General features: G+C 49.3%; 14 protein-coding genes. 4 read left to right on the forward strand and 10 right to left on the reverse strand.

The window, feature by feature from the left end; all coding sequences use genetic code 11:
• Nucleotide 1 precedes the first annotated feature (1 nt).
• From SK32_RS18830 to silC, 7 genes are all read right to left on the reverse strand, one after another.
• Complete coding sequence (locus SK32_RS18830) at nucleotides 2-199, reverse strand: DUF2933 domain-containing protein (RefSeq protein WP_000843494.1); 198 nt, start codon at nucleotides 197-199, stop codon at nucleotides 2-4.
• 40 nt (nucleotides 200-239) lie between these two features.
• On the reverse strand, nucleotides 240-2,687 hold the full coding sequence (silP, locus tag SK32_RS18835; RefSeq protein ID WP_023331515.1) for an Ag(+)-translocating P-type ATPase SilP: 2,448 nt from the start codon (nucleotides 2,685-2,687) through the stop codon (nucleotides 240-242).
• A gap of 126 nt (nucleotides 2,688-2,813) precedes the next feature.
• Nucleotides 2,814-3,254, reverse strand: a complete 441-nt coding sequence (locus tag SK32_RS18840) for a DUF411 domain-containing protein (protein WP_000758228.1) — start codon at nucleotides 3,252-3,254, stop codon at nucleotides 2,814-2,816.
• A gap of 86 nt (nucleotides 3,255-3,340) precedes the next feature.
• A complete protein-coding gene (gene silA, locus SK32_RS18845) occupies nucleotides 3,341-6,487 on the reverse strand; it encodes a Cu(+)/Ag(+) efflux RND transporter permease subunit SilA (RefSeq protein ID WP_000574029.1) in 3,147 nt (1,048 codons plus the stop codon).
• Between the two features lie 10 nt (nucleotides 6,488-6,497).
• Nucleotides 6,498-7,790 carry a Cu(+)/Ag(+) efflux RND transporter periplasmic adaptor subunit SilB gene (gene silB / locus SK32_RS18850; RefSeq protein ID WP_000157620.1) on the reverse strand — a complete coding sequence of 431 codons (1,293 nt, stop codon included), beginning with the start codon at nucleotides 7,788-7,790 and terminating at the stop codon, nucleotides 6,498-6,500.
• Between the two features lie 113 nt (nucleotides 7,791-7,903).
• A complete protein-coding gene (gene cusF, locus SK32_RS18855) occupies nucleotides 7,904-8,257 on the reverse strand; it encodes a cation efflux system protein CusF (RefSeq protein WP_001246155.1) in 354 nt (117 codons plus the stop codon).
• A 27-nt stretch (nucleotides 8,258-8,284) separates the two neighbouring features.
• On the reverse strand, nucleotides 8,285-9,670 hold the full coding sequence (gene silC, locus SK32_RS18860) for a Cu(+)/Ag(+) efflux RND transporter outer membrane channel SilC (protein ID WP_000475506.1): 1,386 nt from the start codon (nucleotides 9,668-9,670) through the stop codon (nucleotides 8,285-8,287).
• 189 nt (nucleotides 9,671-9,859) lie between these two features.
• Here silC and silR point away from each other — a divergent pair, with 189 nt between their 5' ends.
• The 4 genes from silR (at nucleotide 9,860) to copM (ending at nucleotide 13,188) form a co-directional block, all read left to right on the forward strand.
• Nucleotides 9,860-10,540, forward strand: a complete 681-nt coding sequence (gene silR / locus SK32_RS18865) for a copper/silver response regulator transcription factor SilR (protein ID WP_000697968.1) — start codon at nucleotides 9,860-9,862, stop codon at nucleotides 10,538-10,540.
• Nucleotides 10,533-12,014: a copper/silver sensor histidine kinase SilS gene (silS, locus tag SK32_RS18870; RefSeq protein ID WP_000555736.1), complete on the forward strand. Its 1,482-nt coding sequence runs from the start codon at nucleotides 10,533-10,535 to the stop codon at nucleotides 12,012-12,014. Before silR ends, silS begins: the two co-directional genes overlap by 8 nt.
• Nucleotides 12,015-12,258: 244 nt before the next feature.
• Entirely contained in the window at nucleotides 12,259-12,690 is a 432-nt protein-coding gene (silE, locus tag SK32_RS18875; protein WP_000790485.1) for a silver-binding protein SilE, read from the forward strand.
• A gap of 147 nt (nucleotides 12,691-12,837) precedes the next feature.
• Entirely contained in the window at nucleotides 12,838-13,188 is a 351-nt protein-coding gene (gene copM / locus SK32_RS18880) for a CopM family metallochaperone (RefSeq protein WP_000647571.1), read from the forward strand.
• Between the two features lie 168 nt (nucleotides 13,189-13,356).
• Here copM and SK32_RS18885 read toward each other — a convergent pair whose 3' ends face one another.
• The 3 genes from SK32_RS18885 to SK32_RS26495 form a co-directional block, all read right to left on the reverse strand.
• Nucleotides 13,357-15,183, reverse strand: a complete 1,827-nt coding sequence (locus SK32_RS18885) for an AAA family ATPase (protein ID WP_001239419.1) — start codon at nucleotides 15,181-15,183, stop codon at nucleotides 13,357-13,359.
• A 563-nt stretch (nucleotides 15,184-15,746) separates the two neighbouring features.
• Complete coding sequence (locus SK32_RS18890) at nucleotides 15,747-16,046, reverse strand: helix-turn-helix domain-containing protein (protein ID WP_001097216.1); 300 nt, start codon at nucleotides 16,044-16,046, stop codon at nucleotides 15,747-15,749.
• A gap of 352 nt (nucleotides 16,047-16,398) precedes the next feature.
• Nucleotides 16,399-17,187, reverse strand: a complete 789-nt coding sequence (locus tag SK32_RS26495) for a hypothetical protein (RefSeq protein WP_231591590.1) — start codon at nucleotides 17,185-17,187, stop codon at nucleotides 16,399-16,401.
• Nucleotides 17,188-17,200 lie beyond the last annotated feature (13 nt).

Raw genomic sequence — 17,200 nt, forward strand, 5'->3', positions numbered from 1 at the left:
ATTAATTTTTTTTATCGTTTTCACTTCCGTGATGTTGATGATCTCCATGCCCTCCGTGGCCGTGGAAAAGATGCATTAGCGGGCAGACCAGCAATAACAGATATGGCCAGTAACCTGCCACATGTGACCAGTGTTCGCGCAGGAGGGCAAATGCCGCGATCGCGGCGACAGCAATAAGCGCATAGGTGGTACTTTTCATACTGGACTCCTTCTGTTCGTAACTGACCCTTCACTCAGTGTTATTTCCCGAGCCTGACACTTTTCAGACGCAACGCATTCACAATGACGCTGACGGAGGAAAGAGCCATGGCCGCCGCCGCAATAACTGGCGACAGCAGTATTCCATACACAGGATAAAGCAGACCTGCAGCCACAGGCACGCCAAGTGCGTTGTAGATAAATGCAAAAAACAGATTCTGACGGATATTTTTCATGGTGATCTCTGACAGATGACGGGCCCTGTTCAGTATCATCAAGTCGCCTTTGAGAAGGGTGACTCCGGCACTTTCAATTGCCACATCTGTACCCGTTCCCATGGCTATACCCACGTCAGCCGCTGCCAGCGCCGGGGCATCATTCACACCGTCTCCGGCCATCGCAACCACATGGCCAGACTCTTTCAGTCGGGTTATCACTGCTTTTTTGCCATCCGGCAGAATTCCGGCTTCAACCTCATCTATTCCCAGTTTCCGTGCGACTGCTTCAGCAGTAAGCTGGTTATCCCCGGTGAGCATAACGATGCGGATCCCCGCCTGACGCAAAGCTTTAAGCGCATCCGGCGTGGTTGTTTTCACGGGATCCGAGATAGCTATCAGGCCTGCAAGGTCCCCGTCTGTGGCCACATAGATAACGGTAGCGCCTTCCATCCGCAACGTATCCGCAACGGCCTTTTGATTATCAATAACTATACTGTTTTCCTGCATAGCCAGTTCATTACCAATAACAACCCGTTGACCTTCGACATCGCCTGAGACACCTTTACCCGACGGTGCATCGAAATGAGTGACTGCGGGTATTGCGATCCCCTTTTCCTGTGCTGCTTTAACTACTGCCATACCCAGCGGATGCTGCGAGCCTTTTTCCACTGCGGCTGTTACACGCAAAAGAGATGTTTCCCCACCCGGATTGAGACTGATAATCCCTGTCACCGTAGGCGAACCTTCCGTGAGCGTGCCTGTTTTGTCGACAACCAGCGTGTCCACTTTTTCAAGACGCTCAAGGGCTTCGGCATTCCTGATTAACACCCCGGCCTGGGCTCCTTTGCCCACCCCCACCATTATCGACATCGGCGTGGCCAGCCCCAGCGCGCAGGGACAGGCAATAATCAGGACCGACACAGCCGCAATGAGACCGTGCGCCATCCTGGGCTCGGGCCCCCAGACAGACCAGATCACGAAAGCAACAACCGCGATAAGTATCACCAGAGGAACAAACCAGCCTGAAACGCTGTCAGCCATTCTCTGGATGGGGGCACGCGAACGCTGTGCATCAGCGACCATCTGAACAATTCGTGAGAGCATTGTTTCATCACCGACTTTCTCTGCACGGATGATGAGACTCCCTGTCTGATTAATGGTCCCCCCGATGACAGGGTCACCCTCCGTTTTGGTAACCGGCATAGATTCCCCGGTCACCATCGATTCATCAACGGTTGTTTTGCCTTCGATCACGATACCGTCGACCGGAATACTCTCTCCAGGTCTGATGCGGAGCTTATCGCCAGGCAGGACATCTTCCGCATTAATATCCGTTTCATGACCGTCATGATCCAGCCGTCTGGCGGTTTTGGGGGCAAGGTTCAGAAGCGCAGTAATGGCGCCTGAGGTTTGTTCCCGTGCCCGCAGCTCAAGAACCTGTCCCAGCAGAACAAGCACCGTAATAACAGCTGCGGCTTCAAAATAAACGGCCACCAGGCCATCCATGTTTCTGAACGATGCAGGAAACCAGGAGGGGAAGACGGTTGCAATGACGCTGTACACCCAGGCTACGCCGGTGCCCATTGCAACAAGGGTAAACATATTCAGGGAGCGGTTACGTAACGACATTCCGGCCCGGGCGAAGAATGGCCAGCCACACCACAACACGACAGGAGAGGCCAGAAGCAGCTGCAGCCATGTGTTGTACTGTGGCGGTACTGTATTCCTCAAGGCGGGAAACAGATGAGATCCCATTTCGAGTACCAGAACCGGAAACGCCAGCAACAACCCCAGCCAGAAGCGTCTTGTCATGTCGCGAAGTTCATCACTTGGCCCCGTGGATGCCGTAGCTACGAGCGGCTCCAGTGCCATTCCACAGACAGGACAGCTTCCGGGACCACTGCGGCGTATCTCCGGGTGCATCGGACATGTCCACACACCTTCAGAATTCTCTTTCTCCGCCTGGTGGTGAGGCTGTTTTATCTGATCAGGGCTGACTTCGTGATGATCGTGGTGATGGTGATGGGAATGTTCACTGGCATCTTCGGTAAGATAACGATCGGGATGGGCTTTAAATTTACTCTCACAGCTGGCGGAGCAGAAATAAAGTTGATGGTCCTGGTATCGAATGCTGCTGTGCGCCCTGTCGGGCAGGATGTCCATCCCGCACACGGGATCTCTCACCTTATGCAATACGTGGCCCTCGTCCGGGGATAATGTCTGCTCAGAAGCAGTCTGGTTGTTGTGTTGCACTGCATTGTCATTTTTCACAGTAACTCTCCTTATGCATACCGAAGCATCTTCTGTCTTCAGGGTATGTCATGGATGCGATTACCACGAATGCCGCCGGCATAAGAGTGCCTGCTGCCGGCGTCCCGTTATCAGCCGTTCCGCTGACTATTCGATTCGCTGGAAGACTTTTTTACTTCCATCCGGTGAGAATGCGATAACATCGTAAGCCTCTTTTCGGGCTCCCATCTCCATTCCAGGACTTCCTGCTGGCATACCGGGGGTGGCGAGACCGTATATACCTGAACCAGACTGCATTGCCTTATGTATCGTTGTCGCAGGCACATGGCCTTCAATGATCAAATTACCGGCAACCGCGGTATGACAACTTCGCAGTCCTGCAGGAATAGCATGCTTTTCTTTCAGGGCTGACAGCGCCTGATCATTCATGACGTGAGTTCGTACTTCAAACCCGTCTTTTTCCATCGCCTTGCCCCACAGGGAACAACAGCCACAGTTTTCAGATTTGTACATATCAATCACTTTTTCACTCGCCATCGCGGGCAGTGAAAGGCCGAGAGCCAGCGCCATCAGAACCACTTTTTTCATACTCACCTCTGTATATTATCGATTTAAACCCTGACGTCAGGGTGAATCAGTAAAGAAGGACACCCACAGGGGGTGCCCTTTCAGGTTCAGGACACGCTTTTTTTATGTCTGCGCAGCCAGATTAATTTGTAGGCGGCAGGAATAATGAACAGGGACAGCAGCGGAGCCGTGATCATCCCACCAATCATGGGTGCCGCGATACGGCTCATGACTTCTGAACCTGCACCGGTTCCCCAGAGTATTGGCAGCAGACCCGCAATGATCACCGCCACGGTCATGGCTTTCGGCCGGACACGCAGTACGGCACCATGATAGAGGGCTTCATCAAGGCCTTCCGGTGTGAACGTCTCTTTACGGGACAATTCCGGGTGCGCTTCAATGGCATGACGCAGATACATCAGCATGACCACGCCAAACTCTGCTGCCACCCCGGCCAGAGCGATAAACCCCGTTCCGGTTGCGACAGACATATGGAAGCCCTGCCAGTACAGGAACCATATCCCGCCAACCAGGGCGAACGGCAGGCTCATCAGGATCAGCAGGGCTTCATCAACCCGGCGGAATGCCAGATACAACAGGATGAAGATGATCATCACCGTCATCGGCACCATCAGCTTCAGTTTCTTGTTGGCATGCTCAAGCAGTTCAAACTGTCCGGAGAATGACACGCTGGTACCCGGTCTCAGTTTCACTTTCTGACTGATCGCCGTTTTAATGTCATTAACCACCGACACCATATCCCTGCCGCGCGCGTCAATGTAAATCCAGCTGGCTGGACGGGCATTTTCCGTTTTCAGCATAGTCGGCCCGGAAACGACCTTAATATCCGCAACATCGCCCAGCGTGATCTGCTGCTTCATCGGGGTCAGGATCGGCATCTGTTTCAGGGCCTGCGGGCTGTTCCGGTAATCCTGCGGATAGCGGATATTAATCGGGTACCGGGCCACGCCTTCAACCGTTTCCCCTACCGTCGCGCCGCCGATGGCTGATGAGATGAACAGCTGCACATCGCCCACCGTCATTCCGTAGCGGGAGGCTTTTTCCCGGTTGATATCCACATCAATGTAGCGCCCGCCTTCCAGTCGCTCTGCGAGAGCAGACACTACGCCGGGTACGGTTTTGGCGACCGCTTCGATACTCTGCGCCGTTGCATCGATATCGGACAGAACCGTTCCGGACACCTTGATACCTATCGGGCTTTTGATCCCGGTTGAGAGCATATCAATACGGTTACGGATTGGCGGCACCCAGAGGTTTGCCAGCCCCGGTAAACGGACGGTCCTGTCGAGTTCTTCAATAATCTTGTCAATCGTCATGCCTGGACGCCACTGATCCTCAGGTTTGAGCTGGATCGTGGTTTCAACCATTTCGAGCGGTGCGGAATCCGTGGCGGTCTCTGCTTTACCGGTCTTGCCAAATACAGAGGCCACTTCAGGAACGCTTTTGATTAACTTGTCCGTCGTCTGCAGGAGCGCTGCAGCTTCAGCCGGAGAGACACCCGGCAGGGTCGACGGCATATACAACAGGTCGCCCTCGTTAATCTTCGGCAGAAACTCACCGCCCACCTGGCTCAGCGGCCAGATAACGGTGAAAATGGACAAGGCCGCAACCAGCAGGGTTGTTTTTGGCCAGTGGAGAACCCGCAACAGCAATGGATGATACGCTTTGATCAGTACCCGGTTCAGGGGGTTACTGGTCTCTGCAGGAATTTTCCCCCGGATCCAGAATCCCATCAGAATCGGAATGACGATGATGGCCAGCGCGGCCGCGCCCGCCATGGAGTACGTTTTCGTGAATGCCAGCGGGCCAAACAGACGTCCTTCCTGACCTTCCAGGGTAAAGATAGGAATAAAGGACAGGGTGATGATCAGCAGGCTGATAAACAGTGCGGGTCCCACTTCAACGGAGGCATCGGTAATCACCTTCCAGCGGGTGGCGTTGTCAATCTGCTCACCCGGATGCTGATGATCCCACTCCTCAAGCCGCTTATGCGCATTCTCAATCATCACAATGGCGGCATCCACCATCGCACCGACGGCAATCGCTATCCCTCCCAGCGACATGATATTGGCGTTCAGTCCCTGGAAGTGCATGACGATAAAGGCGATACACAGACCAAGCGGCAGAGAGATAATCGCCACCAGGGCAGAACGTACGTGCCACAGGAACAGGGCACAGACGATGGCCACCACGATAAACTCTTCCAGAAGTTTGGAACTGAGGTTATCAATCGCCCGGTCGATGAGCTGGCTGCGATCGTAGGTGGTCACGATTTCAACGCCTTCCGGCAGGCTGGCCTTCAGCGTCTCAAGTTTATCCCTCACTGCCGTGATAACGTCGCGTGCATTTTTACCCGACCGCAGGATCACCACGCCGCCAGCGACTTCGCCCTGGCCGTTCAGCTCGGCAATACCACGCCGCATTTCAGGCCCGGTCTGCACGCGGGCAACATCCCGCAGATAAACCGGCACGCCGTTCTCGCCTGTTTTCAGGACGATGTTATTAAAATCATCAATGCTCTGAAGATAACCGCTGGCACGGACCATATACTCAGCTTCGGCCATTTCAACGGATGAGCCACCGGCCTCCTGGTTAGACGATTCAAGGGCCTGTTTCACTTCGGGCAGGCTGATACCATACTGAGACAATTTTACCGGATTGACCTGAATCTGGTACTGTTTCACCACGCCGCCAACCGAAGCGACCTCAGCCACGTTCGGGATGGTTTTCAGCTCAAATTTCAGGAACCAGTCCTGCAGAGAACGCAGTTCTGAAAGGTCGTGTTTTCCGCTGCGATCGACAAGGGCATATTCAAATATCCAGCCCACCCCCGTGGCGTCCGGACCGATTTCAGAACTCACACCGGCGGGCAGTTTTCCCTGTACCTGGTTCAGGTACTCCAGCACGCGGGAACGGGCCCAGTACAGATCGGTGCCGTCTTCAAAAATGACATACACATACGAATCACCGAACTGTGAAAAACCACGCACGGTTTTTGCGCCAGGCACGGACAGCATGGTGGTGGTAAGTGGATAGGTGACCTGGTTTTCTACAATCTGCGGGGCCTGGCCGGGATAGCTGGTTTTGATAATGACCTGCACATCTGACAGGTCAGGCAAGGCATCGACAGGCGTGTTAATAATCGTCCATGTGCCCCAGATGCTGAGAAACAGGGCCCCCATCATGACCAGGAAACGGTTGGCGACAGAGCGCCGGATAATCCATTCAATCATCGTCGTCTCCTCAGTGCCCTGAATGCATATTTACAGGCTGGTCAGACATTGCTGGCATACTGCTTTCTGTTTTTTCAGGGTGGCGCATACGTTCCAGTGCGCCCGTAATATTGGCTTCAGAGTCAATGAGGAACAGGCCACTGACCACCACGGTATCGCCTTCATTCAGGCCGGAGCCGATGCCGGACTGTTGCTGTGACTCATGCAGAACGTGGATCTGTTTCGGCACAAACTTGCCTTCATCATCAACAGTAATCACGCGCTGTTCTTTGCCGGTATCGATAACGGCCTGGCTTGGTATCAGCAGCATCTCCTGGCTTCTGGTATTCAGTTTCAGATAGGCATTCATGCCCGGCTTGAGAAACTCATCCTTATTAGAAACCTGGAGACGGACCTGAAGCGTACGGGTTGTCTGATCCACGCTGGGAAGAATATTCCATTTTTCGACATGGAATGTTTTATCCGGATAAGCCGGTACCGAAATTTCAAACTGCGACGTATCTTTCAGCAGATAGGCGATAGATTCTGGCACTGCAGCGCTGATCCAGACCGGGTCCATTCCCTGAATCTGAGCCACCACCTTATCTTTCGAAATATTCATGCCGGTGCGCAGGTCAAATGCAGTAATGACACCATCAATAGGTGCTTTAATGGTAAAACGGGTCTGAATGCTCCGGGTAGAACGCAGTCTCTGAATATCCTCTTCCGGCATACCTGCCAGGCGAAGCCGTTCCAGAACGCCTTTAATTTGCGTGGAAGTACCACCGGTGCTGGATAACAGAAGGAATTCACTCTGTGCTTCCACCCAGTCCGGAATGGTAATATCGATAAGTGGCGTCCCCTTCTTCACATGATCGCCAATCGTCATGGGGTAGACTTTTTCGACAAACCCGTCAGAACGCGCCTGCACAATAACAAACTGATACTCGTTATAGCTGACATTAGCCGGGATTGTCTGAGAATAATTCAGCATTCCTCGCGTGACTTTTTGCGTTTTTAATCCCAGATTCTGAACCTGGGTTGGGTCGATACGGATCCCGCCACTGCTTTTATCGCCACTGTCATCAGCATATTTTGGCACCAGGTCCATATCCATAAAGGGCGATTTTCCGGGTTTATCAAATTTGGTATCCGGTTTCATTGGGTCATACCAGAAAAGCACCTTTCGTTCCGGTGCCTTTTGTTCTGTTTTTTCTGTCTTTTGTGCTGAGTTTACATACTGCCAGGCAGTAACCGATATCAGCCCCCCTGCTATGAGGCTGCTGATAATTATTGCAGCATATTTTATCTTTAAAGAAGCCATACAATTTTCCGCTAAAAAATCAAAACACCTGGCATATGCGCCTGACGGTTAACTCACACATATACCTATGTGAATGTACAGGCGCACAGGATGTAATCGCTCCGGACAGCCAATCAGGACTGCGTCACGTTAATGCTTTTGAGTAAGGAGATATTGCCCTGCTGAATAAACGAGAAATCGACATGGTTGCCTGTTTTCAGGGCATTAATAGCATCGTCTGCATTAACAAAAGTAAAGCGCATGGTCATTGCAGGCCAGCCCACCGCTGGAATTGCTTCATGCGAAATGGTGATTTTCTTAGTATTCATATCAATGTCTTTAACGACACCGGTGCCCTTGATAACTTGCTGTACCGAAGCATCACTGGCAGTATTCATATCGCCATGCTGATGTGTTTCAGCATGAAGACCGGCAGAAAACATGACAGAGAAGGCACCAAATAAAACGGCTTTAAGTGAATTACGCATTTTAATTTCCTGATTAATTAAATAAATTTACTCTACCCAACCGCCACCCAGCGCGGTAAACAGATTAATTTCGTTAACCTGCCGGGAATAGGTAAGATCGAGAATGGTTTGCTGGGTAGCGAAGAGGGAACGTTCTGCATCCAGCACTTCGATGTAACTGACAGCACCACTTGCATACAATCCTCTGGCACGCTGGAGAGTTATCTGAAGTGAATCAAGATAACGCTGCTGTGACTCAAGTTGCTGGCTAAGGCTGTCGCGCAGCGCAAGCGTGTCGGAAACATCCTTAAAGGCTGACTGAATTTTTTGTTCGTAATTAACCACCGACTGTTGCTGGCGAATTTCAGCCAGCTTCAGATTGGCTTTATTCCTGCCAGCATTAAATATAGGAATTTCAATTTTAGGGATAAAATTCCACATTCCACTTCCTGACGTAAACAGGCTGGACAGCTCCGTACTGCTTGCGGAAAGACCACTGGTCAGGGTAATTGAGGGGAAAAAGGCCGCTCGCGCTGCGCCAATATTGGCATCAGCCGCTTTCAGCTGATATTCCGCTTCCATAATATCCGGTCGCTGCAGCAAAATTTGTGAAGACAGATTTGGTGGCAATTTTACTGGGGCTATCTCCCCGCCTTTCATCCCTTTTTCTGACGGAAGTGCGCGGTACGTTCCCAGCACCAGTTGCAGGGCATTGTTTGCCTGAGCCAGATCGCCTTCTCGTTTGGCTATTTCGGCGCGGGTACTTTCGATTTGTCCTCGCGCCTGTTCAAGTGCCAGAACGTTCGTACTCCCGGTCACGAGCTGCTGCTCAACGAAAGCATAGGACTGTTGATAATTTTTCAGCGTTTCCCGCGCAATACGAAGTTGTTCGTACGCCAGTTGCTGGCTGAAATAGCTTTGTGAAACGTTGGATACCAGCAGGATGTGTACGGCCCGACGGGCTTCTTCGCTGGCAAAGTAGTTCTGGCGATCAGCATCACTCATGTTCTTAAGTTTGCCGAAAAAATCGAGCTCATAGCTGAGCTCCAGTCTCGCGTCGTACTCCTGTGTGGTCGGCTTGTCACCTTTCAGACCACCGCTGTATGTTATCCCGGATGAGGCATTCAGCTGGGGATAACGATCTGCATCCGTGACGTTGAACTGGGCCCGGGCCTCTTCAACCTTCAGGGCAGCCATTCTCAAATCACGGTTATTAGTCAGAGCTTCACCGATCAACCGGGTAACCTGGGGATCGACAAAAAAGTTACGCCAGCCCGTATCCTGATAGCCATTTACCGCTGGCGTCAGGCTGTTATGGGACAGTGAAAACTGCTGGGGTACCGGTGCTGCGGGCCGCTGATATTCAGGCGCAAGCGACACGCAGCCTGCCAGGATGAATATCGTGCTAATGCTGAGTAATTTTAATTTGAACATAACGCTTCTCGTCCAGGCAGACCTGGTAAATGGTTCAAATGAAGTCCAGAGTATTGATAGGGGTACTTTACCTAACGCTCTCTGTTTGCCGGGTGACAGGATAATGACAATGTTGTCATTTTTGCTGTAATCCGTTGATAACGATCGTGGGCGCAATAGAATGACATTAGCAGCCAGCCGGGGAGCAAGATGAAAATATTGATCGTCGAAGACGAAATTAAAACAGGTGAATATCTCAGCAAAGGGCTTACAGAGGCAGGGTTCGTAGTGGATCACGCTGATAATGGTCTTACCGGATATCATCTCGCCATGACAGCCGAGTATGATTTAGTCATTCTGGATATCATGCTACCTGATGTGAACGGCTGGGATATCATCCGCATGCTGCGCACTGCCGGAAAGGGTATGCCGGTCTTACTGCTGACAGCCCTCGGCACGATCGAACATAGGGTCAAAGGACTGGAACTGGGTGCGGACGATTATCTGGTTAAACCCTTTGCGTTTGCCGAACTGCTCGCCCGGGTGAGAACCCTTCTGAGGCGGGGAAACACGATGATCACGGAAAGCCAGTTTAAGGTGGCTGACCTCTCGATTGATCTCGTATCCAGAAAAGTCAGTCGCGCCGGAAACCGCATTGTGCTCACCAGTAAAGAGTTCAGCCTGCTGGAATTCTTCATTCGCCATCAGGGAGAGGTTCTTCCCCGCTCCCTGATTGCCTCTCAGGTCTGGGACATGAATTTTGACAGCGACACTAATGCGATCGATGTCGCAGTAAAGCGACTCCGCGCTAAAATAGACAACGATTACGAGACAAAGCTGATCCAGACAGTCCGGGGCGTGGGCTACATGCTGGAGGTCCCGGATGCATAGCAAACCTTCCAGACGCCCTTTCTCACTCGCTCTGCGGCTGACCTTTTTTATCAGCCTGTCCACGATACTGGCTTTTATCGCATTCACCTGGTTTATGCTGCATTCTGTTGAAAATCATTTTGCCGAGCAGGATGTCAGCGATCTTCAACAAATCAGCACCACACTGAACCGTATACTGCAGTCCCCGGTGGATCCGGATGATAAAAAAATAAGCAAAATAAAGGAATCAATTGCCAGCTACCGCAACGTTGCCCTTTTGCTCCTCAATCCCAGGGGGGAAGTGCTCTTTAGCTCAGCTCAGGGGGCGGCACTACGCCCGGCAGTGAATTCAGCAGATTTTAGCGAGCACAGCCGCGCACGGGATGTCTTTCTCTGGACGGTGGAGGATCCTGCGGGACCGATGGATACCGGGTCCGAAATGAAGATGGAAACATACAGGATTATCGCCTCCTCTGGTCAGGCGATATTTCAGGGCAAACAGCAGAACTATGTCATGCTGACTGGCCTATCCATTAATTTCCATCTCCATTACCTCGATGCGCTGAAAAAGAACCTGATTGCGATTGCCGTCGTGATAAGCCTGTTGATTGTTCTGATCATTCGAATCGCTGTCCGTCAGGGGCACCTGCCCCTTCGTAATGTCAGCAATGCCATTAAAAACATCACCTCCGAGAATCTTGATGCGCGACTGGAACCGACACGCGTTCCCATTGAGCTGGAGCAACTGGTTATCTCGTTCAATCATATGATTGGAAAGATTGAGGATGTCTTTACCCGCCAGGCCAATTTCTCTGCCGATATCGCGCATGAGATCAGAACGCCCATCACCAATCTGGTGACGCAGACTGAAATCGCACTGAGTCAGGATCGAACACAGAGGGAACTTGAGGATGTCCTCTATTCCAGTCTTGAAGAGTATAACCGGATGACCAAAATGGTCAGCGATATGCTGTTCCTGGCACAGGCAGATAATAATCAGCTGATACCTGACAGGGTCATGTTTGACCTCAGAGCGGAAGTCATGAAAGTCTTCGAGTTTTTCGAAGCCTGGGCCGAAGAACGCAATATCACGCTCAAATTTAACGGGATGCCCTGCCTGGTTGAGGGAGATCCACAAATGTTCAGAAGGGCGATCAATAATCTGTTATCCAATGCCCTGCGTTATACCCCGGAGGGACAGGCAATCACCGTCTCAATAAGAGAGCAGGAGAGCTTTTTTGACCTTGTGATTGAAAATCCGGGGAAACCAATCCCTGAAGAGCATTTATCAAGGTTGTTTGACCGTTTTTATCGGGTGGATCCGTCCAGACAACGAAAAGGAGAAGGCAGCGGCATCGGCCTTGCGATTGTGAAGTCAATCGTGGAAGCACATCACGGAAGAGTGCAGGTGGAATCGGACGTACACTCAACGCGTTTTATCTTATCCGTGCCCAGACTGGAGAAAATGATTCCGGACACCCAGTGCTGGGAATAAAGATTTAAATGACAAAGATGTCATTAGCCTGTCATGCAGCAAACAGAAGCCATTCGATATAATTAGTGCAACTTATCAGGAAGGCTGGATTGCTTTATCAATATCCGGCGTCAGTGGACGCCAGGAAATGAATATCCAGTCCCCTCCCGGAGAAATAAACACTTCCGAACCTGTTTCAGTTATGGAACTGAAAACACCGGTTGTACTCCCCCGGACATCACTAATTAAGAAATGGAGAGTTATCATGAAAAATATCGTATTAGCATCCTTGCTGGGCTTTGGCTTAATTTCTTCGGCCTGGGCCACTGAAACCGTGAATATCCATGAGCGGGTCAACAATGCACAGGCACCTGCTCACCAGATGCAGTCTGCTGCGGCTCCTGTCGGGATCCAGGGGACTGCACCTCGTATGGCCGGTATGGACCAGCATGAACAGGCCATTATTGCTCATGAAACCATGACGAACGGGTCGGCGGATGCGCACCAGAAAATGGTGGAAAGTCATCAGAGGATGATGGGAAGTCAGACCGTTTCCCCTACCGGGCCGTCGAAGTCATTAGCGGCAATGAATGAGCATGAAAGAGCTGCAGTTGCCCATGAATTTATGAATAACGGTCAGTCTGGCCCACATCAGGCCATGGCCGAAGCGCATCGTCGCATGCTCAGTGCAGGCTGACGGCGAGGGAAGTATCTGTGCTGTCCTTATTTCCTTGATAGATTTTTCCGTAACCGGATATATGGCAACATCTTTGCCCCCTACAGGGGGCATTTTTATCAGATTCTGCTACAGTTAACGGGCATCAACGCTAAAAGGATATTTTTTATGAAAGCCAGAAACACTTTATTTGCAGTATTAATGTTATCCCTGCCAGCGATTTCAGCAGAACATTCAGAAATGAAAATGACTGATATGTCTACCTCGGCTTCGTCACAGGAATATATGGCTGGCATGAAAGACATGCATGACAAAATGATGGCTGCCGTAAATGAGTCCGATCCCGACAAGGCTTTTGCGAAAGGCATGGTAGCGCACCATGAAGGGGCAATAGCAATGGCTGAGACCGAGCTCAAATACGGAAAAGATCCGAAAATGAGAAAGCTCGCGCAGGACATCATTAAAGCTCAAAAAGGTGAAATTGAGCAGATGAATAAATGGCTTGATAGTCAAAAGTAAACATTGTAGAAATGTCACGACAAGCGTGATTTTACATCGTTCCTGGGCGCGGGAGTCGGTTAATCTTTATATAATTCAAACCCGATTAATTTCGGGTTTTTACTACTCTGTACTCCGGTCCTTTGTTGAGGACCGGAATATATGCACCTGAGATGCTTATTTAATACATTATCTCGTCATGGATACAATGTCGCTCAGGATCTCAACCAGCTCGCTTCTCTCCTGCGTTCCGTCATGATAGGTTGATCTTGAGATGATTCTTTCTGATGTCATCTGAGGCCAGAATTTATCTAGTACATTATCGGGTTTCATTCCCACAGCCCGGCCGATTATTTTTTTAGCGTCACAGGTGTCCGTAAACGTGACGGCTACACCAGTAATTTCCTCGATAAGATCCGGGCACAGATAGTTTTCTATCTCACGTTTGCGCGTAGCGAAAAATACCTTACCGGCCTCCTCTACTTCTTTTTTACGCTTCTGGATGGACAGAACCTGTGCAGGGTCTCCCCCAATATCGGAGTCCAGAAATACGCACCAGGGAAGCCCCAGATCTTTGGCCAGATTCAATGTAACCCAGTGTTTGACGCTACCACACCCTCCTATGAGGACTGGCACTATTTTCACGTCCTCCAGAGAGGCTGGCAGCGCACCTGACTGTTTTAATGAACTGGCCGCATGCCTCAGGAAAGTAACATCCGACTTTCCCTCTACCAGAACAATCCCCTGCGCCCTTTCCATACCGGTCTCTGGCAGCACCCCCAGGCTTTCAGTGGCTTCCTTCAGCACTGCGTCATCCGGCATTTTTACTACGGGTTCACCCGCCTCATTTCGGGTAACATAACGTACGCCTTCGACAGGGATTAATCCGGCCAGCGCCGGGACATGGGTGGTGACGATAATCTGACGGTGCGGCTGGCCTGCCAGTGCCAGTAACGCTTTCATCAGCATCATCTGATAGTTCGGATGCTGTGACGTTTCAGGCTCCTCTATGGCATAAATCACATTTCTGGGCGTCCCCGCGACATTCTTTTCAGCCTCAGCCCGAAAAAAATTCAACAGGATAAGCCTCCTTATCCCGCTGCCGCGCTTATTGATGGGGATGCCATTTTCCCCGTCCAGGGTGAAATTGAAGGTCCACTTGGGTTTCTCCTTAAATCGTGGAGTCAGTTCACTGGCGAGTTCGGGGGCCATTTCACGTAATTTATCCAGCGTTCTCTGTGCGACATCCAGGACGCTGTCCTGAATCTCATTTTCCAGCGCTGTAATTTTGTCCTGCAGCGCAGCCTGAGCGTCTTTTACGGCCTGCTGTAAGGGGTTTTTAGCTTCGGAATCCCCGTCGCTGCTTTCCCTGTCGGCTTTGAAAATCGCATACGTGGGCAGCAAATCGAGGATCTTACCCCATAATGATTTTGTGTCGGTTCCGAACTCTTTATCGACATCCAGCATAATTTCCGAACAGGTATAGGGGGCTGCGGCTTCCCTGATGGCCTGACGCCATAACGATGCAGTGCGTTTATCCGCCACATTTTTTTCAACTTCTTTTCCCACCGCCTTGAGCTCAGAAATTTTCATGCCCAGTAAATTTCTCAGGGGCTCCTCATCCGGGTGGATGCAGCGGATGCAGGTCTGCTCCGGTTTTCCTGAGGTCGTTGCTTTAAACGTTTTGACGATTTCAAAATTGCCGTCCTCATTCAGCAGATGTTCTGAGGCGAGCGTGGTCTGCACCCTGTCGTCGATCATGATAAAATCGGGCAGGTCATCAAATTCACAGGCTATTTCAAAACGGCCGTCCCCTTCTCTTAGGCTGAAACAGTTCATGTCATTCTTGTCAGCCTTCATTCCTTCTGTTTCAAAAAAAATAGCCAGCGCTTCCAGAAGCGTTGATTTCCCAAAGTCATTACGACCGACAATACCCGTCATGCTTTCATCAATAATGATTTCAGTAGAGTTTCTGTAGCCTCTGAAGTTTTTCAGTTTTAATTTTCTGAGCCGCATATGAAGTCCTGTGTGTAAGAAAGCGTTTTGCTGCAACCTGAATACAAAATATATTTTCAAATGCCTGCCAACAAGCAGGGATAACCGTTATTCAGAATATCTTAACGACATTTCGGGATTATGATCTGGTCGCGCTTTCAGAACTTTACTGCCCCTCAAAACACCGGAAACTAACTTGTGGTTGGTTACATGGCAAAGTTAAAACTCCAGAATCACGGGTAATGATTTCAATGCTTATTATATTTTTTGGAATTGACTCATGAGCTTTATAATTTAAATGATAATAATAACCATTCTTTTATGCGTAATATTTGCTACTGACACTGATGAATTTAAAAGAAGATAGATTTTCATTTACGGATTATTTCCTAAATTCATCGATAATGTGATCGACATAAAATTTTCACTGAAGAATGAAGAGATAATTTAAGGCCGAGCGAAATAGCTCAAAATGGTGTATTTAACATAACAGAAGAAATGAAAGGCTCTATCGCAACCTGATACTTCAGGCCGCTAAGGGGTTAATCTTGTTGAAGAAAAATTAGACCGGGAAGCGCCAGGCGTCACCATTTCTCCCGCCTGGCTGGAAGTGAAGAATAATTGTGCATAGCTCCGTATTCGGGCTTTGCATCTGACAATGGTTCCCTGGATGAAAGTACGATCTCCACTCCAAGGACGCTGAACACCCTAAACAAACGCTCAAAACCCGCACTTGCAGGGTTGGCCTCTAGTCGGGCATAAGTTTGCTGTGTTATACCCAAACGTTCAGAAACATCTTTTTGCGTCAGTCCATTGGCTTTGCGAAAGCCGATTAAAACAGGACGTAACTGATTCAAAGTCTTCAAAGCGTATTGAGTGTTCATAAGTGACCTTCCGTATCGACGAGTTAACAAGCATAACGCAGGGATTTACAGCATATAGGCTGTAATGCTCATTAACAGACTATAGGCTGTAATACGAATCCTGCCAAGATGCGGCATCTTTCAAATACAAGGCCGTATTGGGTAAGCAGTACACCGTTATATAGCACCCCTTGCCCCTTTGCTGGAGAGGGACCCACGTGATCGCAGGTCTTTTAGACGTTGTTGCTAACCGGCATCATACACAGGTGGTAACCCCCAGGGAAACTCTATGAGTGATAATTTATTCCTGCCCCAGTCAAAATATAAAACCTTATCTAACTAGCTTTCTTAGTATTTTATAAATGAAGTGAAATTAGCGAAGAAGTTTTACATTGTAAAGTGAGCAAAAATATTTACCATTCAACTGGCAAAATTTACAATCTGCAGCCCTTAGCCTGAGAAAATGCACATTAACAGAATAATCATCAAGTCCGATAGAGGCATAACTTACGTCCTCAAAAATATCAGAAATAAATGAGTTGAAATTACAAAAATTAACTTCACTTAACATCTTGAACACCGCAGAAATATATCTATCATGCATTATCTTGACTTCGATAACCTTAGATAAACTTGAATGCGACTTACATTTGAAGAGATCAAAGAGAAAGTAAATCAGCATATTTTTATTGTCCGAAATCCATTTTAAAATTTTATTACGTGCACATGGTAATATATACACTGGATTTTTGAAAGGGTTTGAAACGTCAACCACAAGGGAACAATAACCATGAGGATTTATTCCACTTATAATTAAGTCACTAAGTCCTTTCACTGCATTCAAATAGTTATCAAAACAAACCTCATATAAACTGGTACTATGAACTGCACATTTAGATTCAAACAACCATCTATGACGCAGATAACCAATGCCTTTAGAGTGTATATCTTCAACAATACATTTGTGACAGTAACGAATGTTTGAGATGTTTACCAATGGATATGAATTAGTTATGTGAAAATTTTTCCGACAGGCATCTTCAACAGCGTTAAAATACCCGTAAACACCAGAAGATAACGACACTATATTGGAAGTTAGTATATAACCATTTCTAGTGGCAAGAATGTCATATATATCCTGCAAGCTATGCAATTTGTACATATCAATCAGTTCG

The organism is Citrobacter sp. MGH100 (genome assembly GCF_001034465.1).
Classification (GTDB): domain Bacteria; phylum Pseudomonadota; class Gammaproteobacteria; order Enterobacterales; family Enterobacteriaceae; genus Citrobacter; species Citrobacter youngae.

Excerpts from the sequence above, each read along its gene's own strand:
- SK32_RS26495 (WP_231591590.1), bottom strand. The coding sequence starts at position 17,187 with ATGTACAAATTGCATAGCTTGCAGGATATATATGACATTCTTGCCACT.
- silB (WP_000157620.1), bottom strand. The coding sequence starts at position 7,790 with ATGGCTTCTTTAAAGATAAAATATGCTGCAATAATTATCAGCAGCCTC.
- silC (WP_000475506.1), bottom strand. The coding sequence starts at position 9,670 with ATGTTCAAATTAAAATTACTCAGCATTAGCACGATATTCATCCTGGCA.
- silA (WP_000574029.1), bottom strand. The coding sequence starts at position 6,487 with ATGATTGAATGGATTATCCGGCGCTCTGTCGCCAACCGTTTCCTGGTC.
- cusF (WP_001246155.1), bottom strand. The coding sequence starts at position 8,257 with ATGCGTAATTCACTTAAAGCCGTTTTATTTGGTGCCTTCTCTGTCATG.
- silS (WP_000555736.1), top strand. The coding sequence starts at position 10,533 with ATGCATAGCAAACCTTCCAGACGCCCTTTCTCACTCGCTCTGCGGCTG.
- SK32_RS18830 (WP_000843494.1), bottom strand. The coding sequence starts at position 199 with ATGAAAAGTACCACCTATGCGCTTATTGCTGTCGCCGCGATCGCGGCA.
- SK32_RS18890 (WP_001097216.1), bottom strand. The coding sequence starts at position 16,046 with ATGAACACTCAATACGCTTTGAAGACTTTGAATCAGTTACGTCCTGTT.
- copM (WP_000647571.1), top strand. The coding sequence starts at position 12,838 with ATGAAAGCCAGAAACACTTTATTTGCAGTATTAATGTTATCCCTGCCA.
- SK32_RS18840 (WP_000758228.1), bottom strand. The coding sequence starts at position 3,254 with ATGAAAAAAGTGGTTCTGATGGCGCTGGCTCTCGGCCTTTCACTGCCC.
- silR (WP_000697968.1), top strand. The coding sequence starts at position 9,860 with ATGAAAATATTGATCGTCGAAGACGAAATTAAAACAGGTGAATATCTC.
- silE (WP_000790485.1), top strand. The coding sequence starts at position 12,259 with ATGAAAAATATCGTATTAGCATCCTTGCTGGGCTTTGGCTTAATTTCT.
- SK32_RS18885 (WP_001239419.1), bottom strand. The coding sequence starts at position 15,183 with ATGCGGCTCAGAAAATTAAAACTGAAAAACTTCAGAGGCTACAGAAAC.